Source organism: Sorangium sp. So ce375 (genome assembly GCF_051473855.1).
GTDB lineage: Bacteria > Myxococcota_A > Polyangia > Polyangiales > Polyangiaceae > Sorangium.
Genome location: NZ_CP150335.1, coordinates 9,969,167 through 9,990,048, shown reverse-complemented (window position 1 = coordinate 9,990,048; position 20,882 = coordinate 9,969,167). Strand labels below are relative to the sequence as shown.

The following is a 20,882-nucleotide window of genomic DNA, read 5'->3' as shown; positions in this document are numbered from 1 at the left end:
ACCATGAGGATCACTGAAACCTCACGACTGCTTCTGCTGGTGCCGCTCGTGGCGGCGGGGTGCGGGATCGACCTCGGTCCCTATGAAAATGAGCAGCCTCCCGCGCGGTGCGGCAGTGGAACGTCGTGCGAGCCCGCTCCTCCGCCGGAGTCGGTCTGTAGCGCGTACCTCACCGCCGACCAGGCAGAGGACGGCTGCGGCGTGTTCGTCCACTTCGCCGTGGGCGACGATGACAACCCCGGCACGCGGGACAAGCCGGTGCTGACCCTGCCGCGCGGCGTCGCGCTCGCGCGCGCGGGGCGGGGGCGCGTGTTCTTCTGCGGTTCTTATGATGGGGAGATCAAGCTGCCCTCCGGCGTCGATATCGTGGGGACCTTCAATTGCTTGAACGACTGGAAGCGGGATACCCTGCTCAACGGTGCAGTCGTCCAGACGACGCAGACGACGCGCAACCAGACCGTCCCGCTGACCATCGAGCCCGCGAGCCCCGGCGACACCGGGGCCGCCGACGGCGTGTCCACGCTCGTGGACCTCCGACTGTATAGCGGAAGCGAGGTCGGGCTCTTCGTCCGCTCCGGCACCGCTGTGGAGCTCGTCCGGGGCGAGATCGTGGGGGATTACAGCTTCAGGACGGAGGACGGTGAGGACGCGTCGCTCCTGCCGGAGGCGCCCGCTGGCCCGCGTGGCAGCCGCGGTGTGATGGGCTGCGCCGCGACCCCCGCGGCCGGCGGCGCGCCGGTGGTGAGCCAATGTGAAGACGGCGCCGTGTCGATCGGCGGCAAGGGGGGCGACGGCGGGATCGCCAAAGGCGGCGACGGCGGCGACGGTGGGCCCGCGCCGACCTCCGCTCCCGAGGATCGCTATCCCCCGGGCGCCGGGGGCATCGGAGACGGCGGCGATGGACGCTGCGGGCCTGGGGAAAAGGGGCGGAGCGGCGCGCCGGGCGTCGACGGCGCGCCGGGTCGGGGCATCGGGCGTCTCGGCGAGGAGGGGTGGATAGGCGCCCGGGCCGGCGACGGGGCCTGGGGGGCGCCGGGCCAGGGGGGCGGCGGGGGCGGTGGTCTTCGCGGAAGCGCCGCCCTGTGCAGCGCGGCCTCCCGGTCGGGGCCGTCCGGAGGCTCGGGCGGCGGTGGCGGCTGCGGCGGCAAGGGCGCGAAGGGCGGCGGCAACGGCACCCCGAGCATCGGTATCCTCGCGCTCCACGCCAGGGTCACGGTGCGCGGCAGCCGGATCGGCACGCGTCCGGCCATGCGCGGCGCGCACGGCGGGGAGCCTCAGCGCGGTGGTCTCGGAGGGTTGAGGGGCTCCGCCGGCTACTGGCCCGATGCATCCGGCCGCGCGTGCGACGGCGGTGACGGCGGTTTGGGGGGCCGGGGCGGTTATGGCGGCGGCGGGCGCGGCGGGGACTCGATCGGTATCGCCTACCTCGACGAGGACCAGCTCGTGCTGGAGAACGTCACGTTCGAACTGGGCGAGCCAGGCGTGGGCGGCATCGGCAACCCCGCGGATCCCGCGACCTGGGGCGAGGACGGCATCGCGGTCGAGACATTGCGCTTTCCCGAGTGAGCGGCGCGCGCCGCCTGGGAGCGCGGCGTCCGGGAAGCGGGCCAGGGGCGGGCGCTCGTACAGACAAAACGACGCCCCTTGGTTCCTGGACGGGGCGGCTCGGTTCCTGGACGCGAGAGATCAGTTCCTGGACGGGGCGGCTCGGTTCCTGGACACGAGAGATCAGTTCCTGGACGCGAGGGATGAGTTCCTGGACACGAGAGATCAGTTCCTGGACGCGAGGGATGAGTTCCTGGACAGGGCGGCTTGGTTCCTGGAGGCGAGAGATCAGCTCCTGGACAGGGCGGCTCGGTTCCTGGACACCGCTGACGGCTTCCCGGGCGCGGCGGTTGGATTTCTGCACTGCCTCTTCACCTCTTCACATCACCACACGGTTGCCGGATTCCTGCTTTGCTCGCGCCGCCCCGTCTGGGCCTCTTGCGGTCCCCCGGAGACGTCTTAACCAGGAGTGCTTGGGGAGAATCCAACTCTCCATGGACAATCCCTCGGTACATCAGGAGATTCCGATGCCCAAAGCGAAGACCGATCTGGACCTGTGGATGAACGAGGCGCTCGACGCTCCGGGAAACGACGAGCTATCCCTCTCGGTGCCCCTTCACGTGCTGTTCGGTGAGGCGGTCGACATCGCGAGGTTCCACAAGGCCTACTGGAAACCGGAGGTGAAGGACGGGAAGGTGGTGCGCCGAGGCCTCGAGATGGCGGCGAGCAAGAACAAGAAGGGGAACGCGCTGACCGCGAAGACAGGCGAGGAGATCCTCTCGCTCCAGCGCGCCGCCGTGGAGGCGGGCACGCGCTACCTGCTCGCCGTGGACCCCAAGAAGGCGAGCCCGTTCGAGCGCGGGCAGCTCGTCCTCGACGAGATCACAGCGACGCTCGAGTGGCTGTTCGACGATGGCGTCGTGGACGAGAACGACGCGAGGCTCGCCAAGCTGGGACAGGCCCACGCGGGCGACCCGTCCACCGCCGACGCGCTCGCGCTGGCCCTCGACGACTACGCCGCCCTCGCGGCGCCCCAGCGCGAGGCGATGGACGGCCTCGGCGGGTTCGACGTGGCCATGCTCGACGAGGCCACGGAGCTCGCGGCCGCGCTCCGGGCGCACCCCGCCCAGAGCGCCGCGCTCGGTGAGAAGGCGCGCGAGGCGCTCGTCCTGCGCAACAAGGTGATCGGGCTCCTGAACGCGCGGATATCGACGGTGCGCGCGGCGGCGCGGTTCGTGTTCCGGGACCGGCCGGAGATCGTGCGCGAGGCGACGAGCACCTACGAGCGGCGGCGTCGGGCCGAGGCCAAGCGCCGCGCGAAGAAGGTCGACGCGCCGGCGCCGCTGTGAGCTCGCCTTGACGGGGCGCTGTCCTGTGACCTCGTCCCGCGTTGCGGTGCCATCGGCCGAACGGTTTCCTTCCAATCCTCGGTGCGCCTGATCTCGCGAGGCGTGACGCCGCCTCGGAGGGCTCCTGTCGTCCGGACGAGCCGCCCGATCGCGCGCGGAGTGGCTCTCCTGACGCCGCCGTGAGGTCGTCGTCGGCGGGGCTCCGCGCTCCCTGCCGGTGTACGGTTGCCCACCAGCGCGATCCCCGGGCCAGCGCCGACGCGGCCCCGCCCAGCTTCGTCGACGCCAGCTCGATCCGCAAGCGGCCCGACCCATGGCGATGGCAGGGCAGTTACGGGACGCTCGCCCCTCGCGGCCCGATCGAAGTTCACAGCTCGCGTTCTGTGGGCGCTTGTTCCCTGCGCAAGAAGTAAAGAACCGTGGCGCCCTCCTCCCGGGTGTCCAGCTGGATCTCCATCGTTCCCAGCGATCCGCGGTTCAAGGCGAACTGGGCGAACTTGTCGCTGGGGATGCGTGGCCATTCGGGATGGGACAGCTTCGCGCGACAAAGGCTGGAAGAACAGACGACCTCGTCGACGCTGGCCTGTGGACCCAGCTGCTCGGGGATCACCCGTGTGATCACCGGCTCCGTCGCACGACGCCATGCCGGGTCAGGCGGCTCGGCGTCGACTCGAGCGCTCAGCTCGTCCCAGAACGCGATCCGCGCCTCGCGCACCAGACGCTCCTCTTCCTCGGGATCGAGCTGCTCGCGCACGTCCGTGCCATCGAGTCGGTCACCGTCCTGCTCATCGCCGGCGCGAAGCCTGCCAGCGCCGAAGGGCTCCGCCGACTCCTCCCCGGCTGAATCACGCCGCGAAGGGACGGCAGTCTTCGACGTCGCGGCTCGCAGCCTATGAACTTCGCGCTCCAAGGCTGCGAGCCGCTGGTCGTCCTCCGCGCTCGAGACGCCCTCGCGCTCGCTCACCGAGGGGGCCGAGGTGCGCCCCCAAGCGTACGCGCCCGCGGACGCTGTAATGCCAGCTAGAAGAATGAGCAGCCAGTGCGGTCTTGATTGAATCACTGGTCCCCCCGCGTGGGTGTCCCGAGTTCATGGTCTACGTGATTCGATTCATTGATTTAATTCGATTTAGAAGACGCGCACAGTGCTGAGGCCAGAATAATCGCCTGCGATCAAGCAGCCGACGGAGTATGTGTGTGAATTGCTCTGCGGCGAAACGGTGACCGTGGCGGTCCTCGTTACGACTCCGGAGAAGGTCCCGGTTCCTGACGCCATGAGTGGAGTCACGCCGACGCTATTGCCGTCCTGGTCGTGCACGTATCCAAGGCACAGGGTGTTCGCGCCATCTACGGTGCTGTTGTCAAACATGCGGACCCGGAAGGTCACCGTCGCTCCGAGTTGATGATCTATCGGGATTTCGCACTGGACGCTGAGCGGGTTGATCGATTCGTTGATGATGGCGTTGACCGCGAACATCACGTCCGTGCCGTTGATCACGTGGCACCCGGCGGCGCTCGCTGTCGCCCCAGCCGACACGTCACCCGAGCTCAAAGCAAGAGCCAATGCAGGGAGGAACGCAAATTTTGTGAAATTCTTCATGTTTCCACTCCTGTTCCCGGACCGGACGTGCGCGCGCAACGTCGAGGTGCTCGTCTCGCTCGCCGCCGCGCGCGGCAGCGCGTGCCGAGGCGCGCGAGTCAGGCATTGGGGTTCATCCTTCGATCACGCCCGGTCAGACGTGCTGTCAAGTCAGGCGAACTAACGCAAGGCTGGTCGTAACTTGAGCGGTGGCGACTCTTCTCCCTGGGAGACGGGTCGCACGCCTGTTCTTGCTTGTTGCAGCTTGTCGCAGTTTGTTGCAACGACCGTGCCGAGCTCGAGGTGTCCGGAGCGTTGCCCGTCAGTCGTCATGCCGCGGCCGGCGTGGAGCCTTTGCAGAGCGCACACAGGGCAAAGCCAGCCGATAGCCTGCTTTGCCGGGCAGGTACACCAGCACGACGCCGGCCGCGCCGAGGAGCGCGTCACGTAGCGCCGCGCCGGAGCGATGACATGTCACGTGACATGTCACGCTGGGGCCGTGACAGTCAGCCGTGACAGTCACGGCGGTCCTCCCGCAGGCGTCGCCCCGCGCCAGATTCGCCTCTCTGGTGGGTCCCGCGCAGCACGCGGCGCCGTGTGGTCCGGCGCGGCGACAGGCTTCCTCGACCGGGAGGCCGTGGGCGAGTCCGCCGCGATGGGGAGCTCGGGCCGTCCACCGCCGCCGCCCGCGCGCTCGATGTTCTTCCGGTCGGCCTGCCAGCAGCGATCGACGTCATGCGGGAGGTCCTCGGGGCAGAGCCTCGGTCTCCGTCGCGCACGAACGCGCACTCCTGAGCGGGCGCCCCCAGCGTCGTCTACCAGATGCGAGGTCACGAGCCGCGCGAGACGATCGACAGAGCCGTCCCGGGGATCGTACGGGCAGTCCAGAGCGCTCTCGCGGCGCTGCCATGCCGCTCGACATAACACGGCGCGTGCGAGCGCCGCGCGGGCGCCTTCGGGCCCCGGCCCAAAACCGCGCTGCCGGCCGGCCCCGCTTGAGGGGTGTGCCGCGCTCGCCCGCGCCGCCGCCGGGCCCGACATCAACGGCCTCCACCCTCCGCCATGGCGCCGCCACCCCTGCGTTGGAGCGCTCCTCGGGTTCTGCGGTGGTTTCGCGCCGGCATGGGGTGTGCTCGAGGCCGAGCGTCATGCCGACGCTCGAGCACAACGCCCTCGTCGAGATGTTTCGCGAGCACCCCGAGCTCGCGCCCCACTGGCTCGCGACGCTCTTCCACCTGGAGGTGCCGCCACACGCCTCGGTCGGTGTGGTCGAGTCGTCGCTCGACCAGCTCATCCCGGTGGAGTTCCGCGCTGATCTGGTGCTCGAGCTTCGAGACGCACACGGCGCGCTCGTGCTGGCGATCGTCATCGAGGTCCAGCGCGACATGGATCCGGACAAGAAGTTCTCGTGGCCGACGTATGTCACGGTCGTGCGCGCCAAGAAGCGCTGCGGCACGGTCGTCCTCGTGATCGCAACGGACGCCCGCGTGGCCGTCTGGGCGGCGGAGAACATCAACCTCGGCCTGGGCCTGGGCCACGTCGAGCCGCTGGTGCTCGGTCCGGCTGTCGTCCCCGAGATCACCGACCCAGCCGACGCAGAGAAGGACATCGAGCTGGCCTTGCTCTCGGCGGTGGCGCACGGCAATGGGCCGAACGGGCTCGCCGTGGTCCAGGCCGCGCTCGTTGCCCTGGGCCGGCTCGACCGGGAGCACGCCATGGTCTACTTTCAGGTCATCTGGAGCGGGTTGCGTGAGCCCATGCGGCGGGCTCTGGAGGCGCTGGTCATGGAACGGCAGATCGAAGGCGAGGAGACTTTTCCGTTCGTGCAGGAGCTCATGGAACGCGGCAAGCTCGCGGGGCTACGTGAAGGCAAGCTCGCGGGGCTACGTGAGGGCAAGCTCGCGGGGCTACGTGAGGGCAAGCTCGCGGGGCTACGTGAGGGCGAGCTCAAGGGCAAGAGGGACACGCTGCTGCGACTGCTGGCGCGTGCAGGGATCGCGCTGACCGAGAACGAGAGCGCACGCATCCACGCATGCGTGGACAACGCGACCCTCGACCGCTGGATCGATAACGTCCTCGGGGCCAAGACTGCCACCGAAGTGCTCTCCTGACGGTTGACGGATACGGGCCAACAAGGCGATGCGTCCGATGGGCTTTGCCCGCTGCGTGTTGCCACGATGTTGTGCAGATGCCTTCGCATGCCGTGGACCTCGCGGCCTCGCCCAGGGCGCACCTCGCCCAGGGCGCCGCGCTCGGTGAGGAGGCGCGCGAGGCGCTCGTCCACCCCGGGCAGGACACCTCGAGCGTCGCGCGCCTCGGCGGAAGCGCGCCGCGCGCGCTGGCGAGCGCGGAGGTCCGCGCCGCTCCGGGGGCAACGGCGCGTCCGGGTTGCCTCGGGCGCGAAACTGAATCAATCGAGACCATGGACTCATCAGCTGCACGGCGCCCGTCCGAGCTCCGCTACTCAAGGCAGGTAAGCCTGAGAGCGCTCCTCGGGGCCGCGACATTTCTCCTCACGGGCGCGGCGATCGCCGTGGCGGCCGCGCTCATGATCGCCTCGGCGACCATGCAGCAGGCCACCGGGATCCTGGGGGACGCGATCGAGAGCGTCCGCCTGGTACACAGGCTACAAGTCGACCTCCTCCTCGATGCGTATCAGATCAACCGCAGCGCCGGGTTAGCCAGCGGCGGGCCGATCTCCACCTTGCACGAGTGGGAGGCCGAGCTGAGGAGCGGCCTTGCGGAGGCTCACCATTACGTGAGCAGCCCGGAAGAGACTGGCATCCTCGTCGACGCGGAGCGGCGCGTCGACGAGTTCCTCGTCCAGCGTCGGTCCGCCGATGCCGGCGGCCCACCCCCCTCGTCGGACGCGCTGGCGCCGGCCATCGATGCGCACGCCTTCGACGAGGCGTTCAGGGCCCTCGACCGCCTTGCCGAGATCAACCTCGAGCAGGCCCGCGCGTCGAAGGCGCTCGTCGAGCGCCTGGGCCGGCGCGCGACCGCCGCCGGCGTCGGGGCCGTCCTCTTCTTCATGGCCGGTGCGTCCCTGGTCCTCATCAGCGCGCGGCGGCTCGTCTACGGCCCCATCGTCGCGATCCAGGAGGCGATCGGCCGCTACGGCGCGGGGGACCGCGCCGCGCGCGCGCCGCTCGTCGGGCCGCGCGAGCTCGGGGACATCGCGCGGGCCTTCAACAGCACGGCGGAGTCGCTGGAGCGCCAGCGCGAGGCGCAGTTCGCGTTCCTCGGCGGCGTGGCGCACGACCTCAGGAACCCGCTCTCGGCGCTCCGGCTGTCCGTGAGCTTCCTCAACGACGGAGGCCCCCCGCTGGAGCCGCGCGTACAGCGGACCATGGCGCTCGTCGGACGGCAGGTCGATCGCCTCGATCGCATGGTCGGCGACCTCCTCGACGCGTCGCGGATCGAGGCGTGCAAGCTCGACCTCCAGGTCGAGGACCGCGACCTGCGTGAGCTCGTGCAAGCGTCGGTCGAGCTCTACCGCCCGGTCTCGCCGGAGCACCCGATCGGGCTCTCGCTCCCCGAGGCGCCGGTGCTCGTCCGCTGCGATGCGACCCGGATCGAGCAGGTGCTGAACAATCTCTTGTCGAACGCGCTCAAGTACTCTCCCGCCGGCGGCCAGGTCGAGGTGGTGGTCAACGGCACCGACGGCCACGCCGAGATCGCGGTTCGCGATCAAGGGGTCGGGATCCATCCGGCGGATCTGGCGCACCTGTTCGAGCCGTTCCGGCGCCTCAAGGCGTCGGCGGGCGCGATCCCCGGGACGGGCCTCGGGCTCGCCGTGGCGAAGCGCATCGTCGAGGCGCACGGCGGTCGCCTCCTCGTCGAGAGCGAGCCCGGCGCTGGCTCGGTGTTCCGGGTCGAGCTGCCGCGCGCGACATGACGGGAGGAGACGCCGCCTGGCGCTCCAGCCTGGGGGAACGGATCCACGGGCCACCGGTTCGCTGGCGCGATGTCGTGACACTGGCATCGATCCCAGCATGACGTCGTCTCGGCCGGAGACGGCCTGATCCTCCGATCCGCGCTCGGCGATTCCGGCTCGACGGCGCGTGGGCCGAGGTTATCGTGCGAGCCCGCAGCGCAATCGGGCCGACCCGCGGAGGGGAAGATGAACCAGCAAGAGCGGCAGGACGCAGCCACCTATCGCGTCGTCGTGGATCACGAGAAGCAATACACCATCTGCCCTGTCGGGCGCGCGATCCCGCGCGGATCGCGGGAGGCCGGCAAGCAGGGATCCATCATGGAGTGCCTCGCTTATATCGAGCAGGCATGGGAGCGCCTTCGCGCCCCTGCGGAGGGATGCGCCTCGGCGGAGGTCGCCGCCCGAGCGCGCGCAGAGTGGCTATCCTGACGCCGCCATGAGGGGTGGTGGCGATGAGGGGGCGGCGTGGCCATGAAAGCGGAGTCCGTGCCGTCCGCCCGGCAGCTTGCTAAGCTGGACCGGGCTGGCTGGACCTGGAGCAAGCTGGCTGGACGGAGGTTCTCTCGCCATGGGAGCTGCCAAAGCGTGCCAACCTGGGCCAGGGAGGAACTCCAGCGCTCGACGTAACTGCATGAAACAAGGCGAGGATCGCTGCGGAATGGCGATTGCTTGGGGCGGGCTCGGAGGAGCTGATGCGTCGCTTGTCCTTCGTTGGTGCTGTCCTCGCTGTGCCCCTGTTCATCGGCTGTTCCTCGCACGTGGATCTCGATGCCGTGAGCGCCCAGGTGAGCCGTGCGATGCCGTCGGCTATGTTTGCGAGGCCGAGGTCGGGAGCGTCAACTGCGGTCCTGGGCTGCGTTGCCAACAGGACAGGACATGGGCCGCGTCAACACTCTATCCCTGGTGCTGCATCTAGGTAACAAGCGCTGGGATCCCTCCGGCAGCCGTGGATCCGAGTCACGGCGCGACGAGGCGGATCTGCGTCTCGATCGGATCGATCCCGCGCAGCACGGCGGCGCCGTGCGGTCCGGCGCGGCGACAGGCCTCCTCGACCGGGAGGCCGTGGGCGAGATAGAAGGTGAGCGCCCCGGCGAAGCTATCGCCGGCGCCGTAGTCGCCGAGGACGCGGTCCGGCGCGGGCGGCGCGCCGACCAGCGCGGCGCTCCCCGGGCGGAGGACGCGGACGGGGCGCGGCCCATCGGTGAGCACCAGCGCGCCGGGGCAGGGGTCGTACGCGTCGAGCGGGGCGTTCTCACGTGGATCCGAGGCGCTGCCGAGGACCACGTCGGGCGCGATCGCCGCTGCCCGGAGCGCCGCGCTCCTGCGGGCCGTCACCACGAGGCGGCGCGCGGCGCGCGCGAGGCGCAGGCTCTCGGGGTCGGCGCCGGTGAAGTAAACAGCGTCGCAGCCGGCGAGGATCGACCAGGGGAGCGGGTCGGTCGCGGCGGGCTGGAGCGGGGCCCCGGTGACGATGATGGTGCGGCGGCCCTCGGCGTCCACGACGACGACCACGCGCGGGTGGTCCACGGCGCGCACGGCCGCGTGGACGTGAACGCGCCCCGGCGCGACGCGGATGCGCTCCTCGACGGCGCGCGCCGCCCCGTCGTTCCCGAGCGCGGTGAAGAGGTGGATCTCGGCGTCGCTCAGGCAAAGCTGCGCGAAGGCGAGGCCGCCGCCCCCGCCGGGCAGGAAGCGTGTGTCGAGCAGGTGAACGATGTCGCCCGGCTGAGGGATGCCCTCGGCGCGGCCGAGCGTCACGTGCTCGACGTGGCCCACGACGGCGATGCGCGGCGCTGCCATGCCGCTCGACATACCACGACGGCGATGCGCGGCGCTGCCGTGCCGCTCGACAACGGCGGTGCTGCGCCGCTCGGGCGCCTCCGGGCCGCAGCCCGGGCCCCAGGCTGCGCTGCCGGCCGCGCCCGCCGGTGCCGAGGCGTCAGCGGCAGAACTGCCTATTATTTCGATAAGTTACCACTGACGCCTGGCCGAGCCGTCTTCCGGCGTGAGCCAAGGCGGGCCCAACGAACAGGCGTTTGCGGGACTGCGCCTGAGCAGCAGCGGCGGCGAGGTCCCGGCGCAGTCCCGCAAACGCCTGTTCGTCGGCGGGCAATTCTTGACACGTCGGGATGGCTTTGCGCGGGCTTCTATGGAACGTAGTGTCAAGACAGATCCCCTCCGATCGCCGACCGTCCTCTTCAACGGAGGCGTCCGCGCCCAGTCGGCACGTGCGGCGTGGCTTGTCCGGGGTCGCTCTCGCTGGTCACGTTGGTGATGTTTTCGAACGTCCCGATCGCCTGGGAGATGAACCCGGACGGTGCTTGCGCCGAGACGTCGTTGCCGCCACCCACAACGCTGGGCGGCGGGCCATGCCGCGGAGGCTGGGGAGACAGCGGCGCCGCTACGCACGGAACTGCCTGCCACTCGGTCGAGGATGCGCGCCGAGAGCGCGGAGAGGATCGCGCCCGAAGCACCGCGGCGAGAGGGCATGCTCGCGCGAAACTGTGATCGTTCACATTTGCCCCGCCCAAGGGGCTGATCGGCGCCGTGGGGCCGTGCGGCTCTCGCGCAGGACCGGCTCGACCTTGACCATGACGCGCGACCAGGAGCGCTGTCCGCCGCCGATCGGCCCGAGCACGAGGCAGCGGCGCCCAATCTCGGAAAAACACTGGCATACGGTCGAGCACAGAGACGTGTAATGAAGTCGCCGCCTGTTCCTCTTGACGCGACGCTCCGGAGGAGCCCCGCGAGCCCTGTCCTCCCGCAGGATCGGGATACCCGCGGGTCGGTCGATTCGAATTGACGCTCGGAATGTGATCGCTCACATTGTCGCTCGGACACTCTGCTTTTGCTTCGTTCCGGAGGGGGAGGTCATGCGCGTCGAGGCCTTCGTCTGCGGGTCGATCTCAGCACCGATTCCGTTCACCCGGTCGTCGCGGGCGCGGATAACGGTGAGCTCGTGGACGTTGCGATCGCGCTTCAGCAGCGCTGGGTGCTAGCGCACCGATCACGTTGGAGCTCCGAGGAAATCAACAGAAGGGAAGAGCAACCGCAAGGGCGCGAGGGACGCAAGGGGAAGGCAAGAAAATATCTCGTCTCTGGTCCCTTGCGCCCCTTGCGCCCTTGCGGTTGCTCTGTTTCCCGCATTCGTGCCCTTGGAGCTTGCTTCCCGGAAGAACGGTTGGGGCTCACAATCCATTGAATTTACGTAAATTTCAGCCCGTTCGGTGCTCTACGCCTTCAAATCATGCGCTTGGATTCACTAGCCCCTCGGATCGCGTTTGGATTTCCTCACCCCGTTGCTCCTCGGAACACCTGAGGCGTAGTTTTGCGTGCCACCTGCAGCGCGCTGTGCGACCCGTGCGTCGGCACGTGCCGCTCGCTCGGGACACCACGATGACAATGCAAAATGCGCCAAAGTACTTGTAGCGCGGGCCATGAAGCTCGAGTTTGAATTTTACGCACGTTGGAGGTTCTCATGCCCATAAAGAACTGGCCTGCTGTCATTTCGCTCTCGGTCCTCACTGTCCTCCCCGCCGCGGCGTATGCCAGCGACCCCGCTAACCTTCCCCTTCCGCCCAGGGGGTTCGATGCCAAGGACGCCAGCATTCCCCATGGGAAGGTGGACGTCTCCGTCAGCTATCCGACCCGAAACTACGGAATGCGGAAGGTGTCGGTTTATACGCCGCCGGGGTATTCGACGAGCCAGAAATATCCTGTCGTTTACCTGCATCATGGAATCGGCGGCAATGAGGTTTCCTGGCTCGGCCGGGGGAGCGACGAAGGCAATGCCGACAATATCATGGATTATCTCTACTCGAAGGAGATGGCCAAACCCATGATCGTCGTGATGCCCAGCGGCAAGATGGACGGAGCGGACGATTTCGCGCGCTTCGCAAACTTCGGGGACGTCCTGCTCCACGACCTGATCCCCTGGGTCGAGAAGACTTATTCGGTCGCCACCGATGCCGATTCGCGGGCCATCTCCGGCCTGTCGATGGGCGGGGGGCAGACCTTCAACTTCGGGTTTCCCAATACCGATGTCTTCCATTACATCGGACCGTATTCGGCTGCGCCCAATACCCAGCAGCCAAGTCAGACCATCAAAAATGTGGCTACTGTCAAGGAGAACGTGAAGCTCATCTTCATCTCTTGCGGCAGTACAGACGGCCTGATCGGCAATAGCAAAAATTATCACGACTTCCTGGACCAGAACAACGTCGATCATATTTACCAGATCGAGCCGAACGAAGGCCATACAAAGACCGTCTGGAACCGCAGCTTTTACAACTTCGCCCAACGCATTTTCCTCGACAGGGGCACGACGAGCGGCGGTGGGGCGGGCGGGGCGGATGGGACGGGTGGAGCGAATGGGACGGGGGGAGCGGATGGGACGGGTGGAGCGAATGGGACGGGTGGATCGGACGGGACGGGTGGAGCAGGTGAGGCCGCGGGCAACGGCGGTAGTACAGGCGATGGAAGCGGAAACAGCGGGGGCGTGACCGGAGGTGGTGCCGTCACGACAGGCGGTTCTGGTGCGACTGGCGGGCAGGTTCCGAGCAGCGGGAGCGGCGACACAGACCAAGATACGCCCGTGACGGAAGACTCTGGCTGCAGCTTCTCGGTCCCCGGGTCCAACCCCGGAACGCCTTGGCGCTTCGGGATCCATCTTGCGGCAATTGCAGCCGTCCTCTTCAGCGCGCGAGCAAGACGGAATCGGGGCTGAGAGCGCCTCTCAAAACCTCCCGTCGCCAGGCGACGCCCTGCAACCGTGGACTGACGAGGCGGATGCCGCTCGACGCGGGGTCCTCCCCCGCCCGTGAGCCGTGACACCCCGGTGACCTTCGCCGTGCGATGCTGCGCCCCGTGCTCTCCCCCGGGGCCAGCCGCTTGCGCGACTGGGCGCTCTTCGCGGCCGCCGCGAGCGTGCCCGCGATCTGCGTCGGCGCCCTAGGCCTGCGCGCCCTCGCCAGCGAGGCCGGCGGCGCCCGCCGCGAGGTGGCGCCCGGGCTGTCCACCACCTCCGCCCTCCTCTCGCGCGCGCTCGATCAGCAGAGCGACCGCGCCGCCGCCGCCCTCGCCGCCCTCCCGATGGAAGGCCCCCCTCGCAGGTCCCGCCGGCGGCCCTCCTCGCCGGCCCCCCGACGCCGCAGCAGCGGCGCTCGCCCGCATCGCGCCGCCGCTCGCCGCGCCTCCCGCCTCGCGGGCACGGCGGCGAGGGGCGCGACGCGGCGGCGCGCGAGCTTCGATGTGTCAGGCTATCCCAGGAACCAGCATGGAAACACGAGCGATTGAAAACGACGAGAGAGTCGAATACGGAACGTTCGAAGCTGCCGTCGAGCGAAGCAGGAAGATAGAGGAAGATCTCCCGAATAATCCGAAGAAGTACCGGATATTGACCGGGGACAGGCCGACGGGGAGACTCCATGTGGGGCATCTGTTCGGGTCGCTGCAGAACCGCGTCAGGATCCACGAGCTCGGAGTGCCTACCTATGTCGTCATCGCCGACTATCAGGTCCTCACCGACAGGGATACGTTCGAGAATATCTCCGAGAACGTACACCAGCTCGTCATCGACTACATCTCGGCCGGGCTCGATCCCGAAGCCGGAAATCTCGTGATATTCCCCCACAGCCATGTTCCAGAGCTGAATCAGCTCACGCTCCCGTTCCTCACGCTCGTGACGAACGCGGAGCTCGACCGGAACCCCACGGTGAAAGAAGAAATTCAGGCTGCTGGCCTCAAGCGGATCAACGCGGGGATGTACGTGTACCCGATCCACCAGGCGGCCGATATCCTCTTCTGCAAGGGAAACCTCGTGCCGGTGGGGAAAGACCAGCTCCCTCACCTCGAGATCACGAGGACCATCGCGCGCCGGTTCAACGACCGGTTCGCAAAGAAGCGGTCGGTCTTCCCCGAGCCGCAGCCGCTGCTCAGCAAAGCCCCTGTCATCCTCGGCCTCGACGGGTGCCAGAAGATGAGCAAGAGCAGGAACAACGCCGTGATGCTCAGCTCCACGGAGGACGAGACCGTGGCCCTGATCAAGAAGGCGAAGACCGACTCCGACCGCGTCGTCACGTTCGACCCCGAAAAGAGGCCCGAGGTGTCCAACCTTCTTCTCCTCGTGTCGCTCGCGACCGGGGACGACCCGCGCGCGGTCGCCGAGCGGATCGGTGACGGCGGAAGCGGCAAGCTCAAATCGCTCCTCTCCGAGGCTCTGAACGAGTTCCTCCGCCCGATCAGGGCGAGGCGCCGTGAGCTCGAAGCCAGCCCCGACTACATCAAATCGGTGCTCCGTAACGGAATCAGGGACGCGCGCGCGGTGGCTGAACAGACCCTCGGCGAAGTCCGCCGCGTCATGAACATGGAGATATGACCCTCGTGCGCCGGCCAGAGCGACAAACGGGTTGAAATCACGAGAAAAAGCAGGAATTTCACGGGGAGGCGGGGAGGCGGGGAGCGAGAGACGGCAAGAGGGAGAAATTCATTTTCTTTCTTCCTCCCCGCCTCCCCGCCTCCCTGTGAAAATTCTCCGGGTTTCAACGTGATCGATGTTCTAGGAGCAGGCTGGACGCGACTCCGCTCGTCTCTCCGCGATTCCGCTCGCTTCGCGACCTACCGAGCGGCGTCCAGAGCTCCGCCCCGGCGTCGCCAGGCACCCTCGCGGCGCTGCACCGCCGGGTACGACGGCGAACACCTGCGCGACGCCTCCTCGCAGTGATCCCGCTCCGCGCGGCGCGCGGTCAGGCGCCGCTCCGCGCCGCGCGCCGCCATCGGTCCTCGTGGCGCAACGCCCGCCCCTCGCGCTCCAGCTTGATCAGGTGCGCTTCCAGGCTCAGCCGCGCGAGCGGCCAGAGGAAGGGCGGCGTGTCCGCGTAGGCCACCGGCAAGAGCGCGTCGAGCGTCGCGCCGCCCGCGCCCCCCGCGCCGGCCGCCTCGAGCGCTGCGACCACCTGCTGCTCCCTCCCCAGCCGGTGCGCGATGTAGCGCCGGAACAGCGCCTCCGGCGCGTCGATCGGCCCGCCGTGCGCCGGCAGCGCGATCCGGGCGCCGAGCCCCGCGAGCCGCTCGATCTGCGCGAGGTACTCCGCCATATCGCCCTCCCGGGGATCGATAAGGATGGTCCCGACGCCAGCCACCATGTCGCCGCAGACAAGGGCGCCCTGCGCCTCGTCGAGGAAGCAGAGGTGGTCCGGCGCGTGCCCCGGCGTGTGGAGCACCCGCAGCGCCATCGGCTCCGGCCCGCCGAGCCGCAGCACCTCCCCGTCCGCGAGGCGGCGCGCGACCGGGACGCCCGGCAGGCGCGGGGCCGCCTCGGCGTGCGCCCAGACCGGCAAGCCGAGCTCGGCCGCGAAGAAGCGCGCGCCCCCGACGTGGTCGGCGTGGTGGTGGGTCACCGCGATCGCCACGAGCGACCGCCCCTGGGAGGCAAAGCCGCGCGCCCACGCGAGCCACTCGCGGCGCTCGTCGTCGTACGGCGTGGCCGGCTCGACGAGCAGCACCTCGCCGCCGCCGAGCGCGTAGCTGGCCGTGTGGGTCGCGGGGGGCAGGGTCGGCGTGCGCGCGGGGAAGGCCTCCACGCCGCGCACGCCGGGCCCGACGGGCTGCGGGCGGATCACCGCTCCACGACGACCGCGAGCGCCTCGCCGCCGCCGATGCAGAGCGTGGCCAGGCCGCGCTTCGCGTTCCGGTCCTTCATGGCGAAGAGCAGCGTCGTCAGGATGCGCGCCCCGCTGGCGCCGATCGGGTGGCCGAGCGCGACCGCGCCGCCGCGGACGTTGACCTTCTGGGCGTCGAGCCCGGACAGCTTGTTCACCGCGAGCGCCACCACCGCGAACGCCTCGTTCACCTCGAAGAGGTCGATCTGGTCCGTGGGGATGCCGAGCTTCTTCGTGGTGTTCGCGATGGCCGCGGCCGGCGCCGTCGTGAACCACTCGGGCGCCTGCGCGGCGCCGCCGTAGCCGACGATCCGCGCGAGCGGCGTGAGCTTGTGCTCCTTGACGGCGCGCTCGCTCGCCAGGACGAGCGCGCTCGCGCCGTCGTTGATCGACGACGCGTTCGCCGCGGTGATCGTCCCGTCCTTCTGGAAGGCGGGCCTCAGGGACGCGAACTTCTCGGGCTTGCCGGCCGGCGGGCCCTCGTCCTCCTTCACCACCACCGCGTCGCCCTTCTTCTGCGGGACGGAGACGGGCGCGATCTCCGCGGCGAAGAGCCCCTCGCGCTGCGCCGCGAGCGCGCGGCGGAAGCTCTCCTTCGCGTACTCGTCCTGCGCCTCCCGCGAGAAGCCGTGCTCCTTGGCGCACGCCTCGCCCGCGGCGCCCATGTGGAAGTTGCCGTACGGGTCCCACAGCCCGTCGTGGATCATGCCGTCCACGAGCTTGCCGTCGCCCATGCGGTAGCCGGAGCGCGCCTGGGGGAGGTAGTAGGGCACGTTCGACATCGACTCCATGCCGCCGGCGACGACGACGTCCGCGTCGCCGAGCGCCACCGTCTTCGCGCCGAAGATGACGGCCTGGAGGCCCGAGCCGCAGACCTTGCTCACGGTGGTGGCCGGCACCTTGCTCGGGATGCCGGCGAAGATGGCGGCCTGCCGGGCCGGAGCCTGCCCGATGCCCGCGGACAGGACATTGCCGAGGAACACCTCCTCGACGGCCTCCGGAGACAGCTTTGCCCGCTCGAGCGCCGCCCGGATGGCGACCTCGCCCAGGCGGGGGGCGGGCAAGGGCGAGAGTGCGCCCTGGAACGCGCCGATCGGCGTCCGGGCCGCTGCGACGATGTACACGGGGACGGGCAGGGTCATGATCTCCTCCAGCAGCGCTGATGCCATTTCATTCGATGACGCTGTCCATGCGCCTTGCGAATGTGCCTTGGGTACCTCGGTTGCCCTGGGGGGGCAAGCCGGCCCCGGGACGCTCCGCTGCCTGCGCGGTTCCCCGTGCCGTTCGTTCGGTTCGCGGGTTCACATCGATCGCCCCTGCCTCGCTCCGCCGGCCGGGCTCTTCACGCCCCTGCTGCTCGCGATTCCCTCGAGACGGTGAGTCTCCATCCAGCCGCCGCGCGCCGCGGCTCGCGGCGCGGGCGCCGCGGCGGCGCGCGAAGCCGCGGGAAACAGGCCGAGCAGCGCAGTCGTCGTGCGGCCAAGCTCGGACGGAATCCAACCTCCGCCCGAGCCGGATCCAGGCTGGCCCTGAGCGCCCGCGCCGTCCGGGGAGAGGCCCGCCGACTCGGCGCCTCGGCGCGGCGCGCACGGGGCGCGGGTCGGGGGGCTCGATGTGGTACGCCGGGGACGGCGCGTGTTATCGTGCGCGCCGATGGGGAAGGGGGGCTGTCCTCCCTGTGCCCGAACGGACAAGGAGCGAGCGAGCGATGGTGAATGCAGGCGATCGTGCCCCCGATTTCTCTCTCGAGAGCGACAGCGGCAAGACGGTGAGCCTCGCGGATTTCCCGGGCAAGACGGTCGTCCTCTACTTCTATCCAAAGGACGACACGCCAGGCTGCACACGGGAGGCCCAGGCCTTCTCCGGCGCTCTGCGCGCGTTCACCGAGGCCGGCGCCGTCGTGCTCGGCGTCTCCCGCGACTCCGTCGAACGCCACCGGAAGTTCAGGGACAAATACGATCTCGGCGTGACGCTCCTCAGCGATCCGGATCTCGCCGCGCACAACGCCTACGGCGTCTACGGCGAGAAGTCGATGTACGGCAAGAAGGTGATGGGCACGATCCGGAGCACCTTCGTCATCGGCCCCGACCGGGCCGTGAAGCACGCCTTCAGCGCCGTGAAGGTCGACGGACACGCGGACGAGGTGCTCGCGCTCGTGCGCGGCGGTGGCCGTGAGGCGCCGCCCGCGCCGCCCGCACCCGGCGCGCGGACGAACGCGAAGAGCGCGGCCAAGGCGCCTGCGAAGAGAGCGGCCAAGGCGCCTGCGAAGAGCGCGGCCAAGGCGCCTGCGAAGACTCGATAAGGAACCGCATGAACCGTCGGACAACGACATAGCCGACTCGCGGGGTGCGCGCCGGCGATCGCCTGATGGATGCCATCGCGAGGGCCTCGGGCGCGGGGACGGCGCGCTCGCTGAGCTGGACGGGCCCCGCGCTTCATGAAAGAATCTGTACCGTTGCTTGCAAATCGGTGAAATTGCCACGACACCAGGGCTCATCTCTCGATCCGCCTCGTGGCAGGTGGAGCGATGAGCGCTGGAGCGAGGAGCCTAATGATGATGTTGAAGCATCCGATGCTACGGACTTTTGCTTTGCTGAGCTGCCTCTCCGCGATCGTCGCCTGCGGCGACGACGAGCCGCCGCCCAAGGTGACCGAGGGCGAGGGCGGCGGGGGCAGCGGGGGGGGCGGCGGCAGCGGCGGCGGCGACGGCGGCGGCGTGCAGGTCGAGACGTGGGATCTCGACCGCAGCAAGCCGCTGTCGGACGTCGATCCGGAGTTCATGGAGGTGGAGCACCCGCTCGCGCCGGGCGCCGTGCTGGCCGATCTCAAGGCCCCGCTCCCCACGAACGCCACCTGGATGAACTTCGCGGTCGGCGAGGGTGATCAGCGGATCAACGCCGCGCCGTATGACCTCAAGGCGCTCGGACAGGCGCTGTCGATCTCCCGGCCGGACGTCGCGGTGGCGGCCACGTCCGTCACCTCGGCGGACGTGTCGCAGCTCGCGCTCAGCGCGCGCCAGCCCTTCAGGGGACACACCGTCAAGTCGGCCGATCCCCTCTCGGTCACCGTGGAGTGGGCGGCCGAGGGCGGCACGATGACGGCGCCCATCGTGTACGGGATGCCGTACGTGACGGCCACGTACGACGGGCTCGCCCCGTCCCTCCGCGCCGGCGACGGCGTGGCGATCACCTCGGTCAACGGCGGATCGACGAGCCCCACCACGGTCACGTCGGACCGATTCGAGATCTCGCTCAACAACGGCCAGACGTGGGTCCTCTATGCGTTCCCCGAGATCAGCCTCGAGTGGGACGCCCTCTCGATGGCGGCGGACGCGCCGTACGAGGGCTCGCTCCGCCTCGCGCTCGTCGCCGGGCCGAACGCCGCGGAGACGCTCGACGAGCACGCCGCTGTCATCCCGGTCGGCGGCGACATCGAGGCGTCGGTCACCGAGGACACCGCCACGGTGCGCTTCGTCTGGAAGACGGAGGGTGAGGGCGATCTCCTGACCATGGCGCTGCCGCACCACGACAAGCACCTCACGATGTTGAAGTCGGCGGACATCTCGTACCCGACCGTGATCGGCGACATGAAGGGCGTCTCCGGCGCGAGCTGGGAGCTCATTTACCCGCTCAGCACGATCGGCTGGGACGCGCCGCGCCGCGTCTCGGACCAGTGGGGCGAGGATGTCGTCGCCGCCCTCGAGGAGGAGAAGGGGTTCATGCCCGTCGCGACGGTCGTCGGGACAGACCCTTATTTCGGCGGCAAGCAGATCGCGAAGCTCGCGCGCCTCGCGCAGATCGCCGAGGTGGTCGGCAAGACGGATCTCGCCGAGGAGCTCAGGGCGCGGCTCAAGTCCCGCATCAACCCGTGGCTCAAGGGCGAGAACGAGAACCCCCTCGTCTACGACACGACCTGGGGCGGCCTCGTGACGACAAAGGGCCTGGAGAGCGACTCCGCCGATTTCGGACAGGGCTACTACAACGATCACCACTTCCATTACGGCTACTTCCTCTACGCCGCCGCCGTGCTGGCGAAGAGCGATGAGGCGTGGCGCGAGGAGTACGGGGAGAAGGCGCTCTGGCTCGTCCGGGACATCGCGAACCCGAGCGCCAAGGACAAATTCTTCACGCCGTTCCGCCACATGGATTGGTTCAGGGGCCACTCGTGGGCGTCGGGGCTGTTCCCGTTCGCGGACGGCCGCAACCAGGAGTCGACCTCCGAGGCCGTCAACGCCTGGTACAGCATGCAGCTCCTCGGCGAGGCGCTCGAGAACAAGGACGTGGAGAACCTCGGCCGGGTGCTCCTCGCCATGGAGACGTCCTCGGCGCAGACCTACTGGCAGATCACCGCGGACAGCACCGTTTACCCCGAGCCGTTCAAGGACAAGGGCGCTGTCGGCGTCCTGTGGTCGACGAAGGCCGACTTCGGCACGTGGTTCGGGGCCAACCCCGAGTACGTCTATGGGATCCAGATCCTCCCGATCACGCCCATCTCGGAGTCGCTCATCTCCAAGGACTGGATCCAGGACGCGTGGCCCGCGATCTCGGACTCCACGCAGGACGCCGCGGACCCCTGGAAAGCGTTCCTGATCGCGGCGCACGCGACCGTCGACAAGGAGGCTGCCTGGGAGGACGCGCAGGCGCTCACCGAGCTCGACGACGGCCTCAGCAAGACGGCGCTCCTCTACTGGATCGCCACGCGGCCCTGAGCCTGCCGCCCCCCGCCGAATCCCCTCATTGAATCGGCATTTTTAAAGAGATTGAACAGGGAGGCGGGGAGGCGGGGAGATTGATGGGAGTTCACTCCCCGTCTCCCCG

Annotated in this window: 15 protein-coding genes; 10 read left to right on the top strand and 5 right to left on the bottom strand. The window is 69.1% G+C overall.

The window, feature by feature from the left end; translation table 11 throughout:
- Positions 1-3: 3 nt before the first annotated feature.
- Entirely contained in the window at positions 4-1,566 is a 1,563-nt protein-coding gene (locus tag WME90_RS37305) for a hypothetical protein (RefSeq protein WP_437276838.1), read from the top strand.
- Positions 1,567-2,072: 506 nt separating this feature from the next.
- Positions 2,073-2,894 carry a hypothetical protein gene (locus tag WME90_RS37300; protein ID WP_437276837.1) on the top strand — a complete coding sequence of 274 codons (822 nt, stop codon included), beginning with the start codon at positions 2,073-2,075 and terminating at the stop codon, positions 2,892-2,894.
- Between the two features lie 367 nt (positions 2,895-3,261).
- On the opposite strand, the gene WME90_RS37295 is transcribed toward WME90_RS37300, so the two are convergent.
- A complete protein-coding gene (locus WME90_RS37295) occupies positions 3,262-3,858 on the bottom strand; it encodes a hypothetical protein (protein WP_437276836.1) in 597 nt (198 codons plus the stop codon).
- A gap of 162 nt (positions 3,859-4,020) precedes the next feature.
- Entirely contained in the window at positions 4,021-4,491 is a 471-nt protein-coding gene (locus WME90_RS37290; RefSeq protein ID WP_437276835.1) for a hypothetical protein, read from the bottom strand.
- A gap of 1,127 nt (positions 4,492-5,618) precedes the next feature.
- On the opposite strand from WME90_RS37290, the gene WME90_RS37285 reads away from it, so the two are divergent.
- The 3 genes from WME90_RS37285 to WME90_RS37275 all read left to right on the top strand — a co-directional run bounded on the left by WME90_RS37285 (position 5,619) and on the right by WME90_RS37275 (position 8,836).
- Positions 5,619-6,581: a hypothetical protein gene (locus WME90_RS37285; RefSeq protein WP_437276834.1), complete on the top strand. Its 963-nt coding sequence runs from the start codon at positions 5,619-5,621 to the stop codon at positions 6,579-6,581.
- Positions 6,582-6,658: 77 nt separating this feature from the next.
- Entirely contained in the window at positions 6,659-8,368 is a 1,710-nt protein-coding gene (locus tag WME90_RS37280) for an ATP-binding protein (RefSeq protein WP_437276833.1), read from the top strand.
- A gap of 225 nt (positions 8,369-8,593) precedes the next feature.
- On the top strand, positions 8,594-8,836 hold the full coding sequence (locus tag WME90_RS37275; protein WP_437276832.1) for an MbtH family protein: 243 nt from the start codon (positions 8,594-8,596) through the stop codon (positions 8,834-8,836).
- Between the two features lie 528 nt (positions 8,837-9,364).
- Here the strand turns inward: WME90_RS37275 and WME90_RS37270 are convergent.
- Positions 9,365-10,207, bottom strand: a complete 843-nt coding sequence (locus WME90_RS37270) for a PfkB family carbohydrate kinase (RefSeq protein ID WP_437276831.1) — start codon at positions 10,205-10,207, stop codon at positions 9,365-9,367.
- A gap of 1,678 nt (positions 10,208-11,885) precedes the next feature.
- Here WME90_RS37270 and WME90_RS37265 point away from each other — a divergent pair.
- The 3 genes from WME90_RS37265 to trpS all read left to right on the top strand — a co-directional run bounded on the left by WME90_RS37265 (position 11,886) and on the right by trpS (position 14,783).
- Positions 11,886-13,133, top strand: a complete 1,248-nt coding sequence (locus WME90_RS37265) for an alpha/beta hydrolase (protein ID WP_437276830.1) — start codon at positions 11,886-11,888, stop codon at positions 13,131-13,133.
- A 128-nt stretch (positions 13,134-13,261) separates the two neighbouring features.
- Positions 13,262-13,702 carry a hypothetical protein gene (locus WME90_RS37260; protein WP_437276829.1) on the top strand — a complete coding sequence of 147 codons (441 nt, stop codon included), beginning with the start codon at positions 13,262-13,264 and terminating at the stop codon, positions 13,700-13,702.
- On the top strand, positions 13,683-14,783 hold the full coding sequence (trpS, locus tag WME90_RS37255) for a tryptophan--tRNA ligase (protein WP_437276828.1): 1,101 nt from the start codon (positions 13,683-13,685) through the stop codon (positions 14,781-14,783). Before WME90_RS37260 ends, trpS begins: the two co-directional genes overlap by 20 nt.
- Positions 14,784-15,150: 367 nt before the next feature.
- On the opposite strand, the gene WME90_RS37250 is transcribed toward trpS, so the two are convergent.
- Together WME90_RS37250 and WME90_RS37245 are read right to left on the bottom strand one after the other, a co-directional pair.
- Complete coding sequence (locus tag WME90_RS37250) at positions 15,151-16,026, bottom strand: MBL fold metallo-hydrolase (protein ID WP_437276827.1); 876 nt, start codon at positions 16,024-16,026, stop codon at positions 15,151-15,153.
- A complete protein-coding gene (locus tag WME90_RS37245; RefSeq protein ID WP_437283710.1) occupies positions 16,023-17,207 on the bottom strand; it encodes an acetyl-CoA C-acyltransferase in 1,185 nt (394 codons plus the stop codon). The genes WME90_RS37250 and WME90_RS37245 overlap by 4 nt, the downstream gene beginning before the upstream one ends.
- A gap of 566 nt (positions 17,208-17,773) precedes the next feature.
- Here WME90_RS37245 and WME90_RS37240 point away from each other — a divergent pair.
- Together WME90_RS37240 and WME90_RS37235 are read left to right on the top strand one after the other, a co-directional pair.
- Positions 17,774-18,367, top strand: coding sequence for a peroxiredoxin (locus tag WME90_RS37240; RefSeq protein WP_437276826.1), 594 nt, complete (start codon positions 17,774-17,776; stop codon positions 18,365-18,367).
- A gap of 249 nt (positions 18,368-18,616) precedes the next feature.
- Complete coding sequence (locus WME90_RS37235) at positions 18,617-20,773, top strand: glycosyl hydrolase (RefSeq protein WP_437276825.1); 2,157 nt, start codon at positions 18,617-18,619, stop codon at positions 20,771-20,773.
- Positions 20,774-20,882 lie beyond the last annotated feature (109 nt).

Excerpts from the sequence above, each read along its gene's own strand:
- WME90_RS37305 (WP_437276838.1), top strand. The coding sequence starts at position 4 with ATGAGGATCACTGAAACCTCACGACTGCTTCTGCTGGTGCCGCTCGTG.
- WME90_RS37300 (WP_437276837.1), top strand. The coding sequence starts at position 2,073 with ATGCCCAAAGCGAAGACCGATCTGGACCTGTGGATGAACGAGGCGCTC.
- WME90_RS37290 (WP_437276835.1), bottom strand. The coding sequence starts at position 4,491 with ATGAAGAATTTCACAAAATTTGCGTTCCTCCCTGCATTGGCTCTTGCT.
- WME90_RS37285 (WP_437276834.1), top strand. The coding sequence starts at position 5,619 with ATGCCGACGCTCGAGCACAACGCCCTCGTCGAGATGTTTCGCGAGCAC.
- WME90_RS37280 (WP_437276833.1), top strand. The coding sequence starts at position 6,659 with ATGCCTTCGCATGCCGTGGACCTCGCGGCCTCGCCCAGGGCGCACCTC.
- WME90_RS37275 (WP_437276832.1), top strand. The coding sequence starts at position 8,594 with ATGAACCAGCAAGAGCGGCAGGACGCAGCCACCTATCGCGTCGTCGTG.
- WME90_RS37270 (WP_437276831.1), bottom strand. The coding sequence starts at position 10,207 with ATGGCAGCGCCGCGCATCGCCGTCGTGGGCCACGTCGAGCACGTGACG.
- WME90_RS37265 (WP_437276830.1), top strand. The coding sequence starts at position 11,886 with ATGCCCATAAAGAACTGGCCTGCTGTCATTTCGCTCTCGGTCCTCACT.
- WME90_RS37260 (WP_437276829.1), top strand. The coding sequence starts at position 13,262 with ATGCTGCGCCCCGTGCTCTCCCCCGGGGCCAGCCGCTTGCGCGACTGG.
- trpS (WP_437276828.1), top strand. The coding sequence starts at position 13,683 with ATGGAAACACGAGCGATTGAAAACGACGAGAGAGTCGAATACGGAACG.
- WME90_RS37245 (WP_437283710.1), bottom strand. The coding sequence starts at position 17,207 with ATGACCCTGCCCGTCCCCGTGTACATCGTCGCAGCGGCCCGGACGCCG.
- WME90_RS37240 (WP_437276826.1), top strand. The coding sequence starts at position 17,774 with ATGGTGAATGCAGGCGATCGTGCCCCCGATTTCTCTCTCGAGAGCGAC.
- WME90_RS37235 (WP_437276825.1), top strand. The coding sequence starts at position 18,617 with ATGATGATGTTGAAGCATCCGATGCTACGGACTTTTGCTTTGCTGAGC.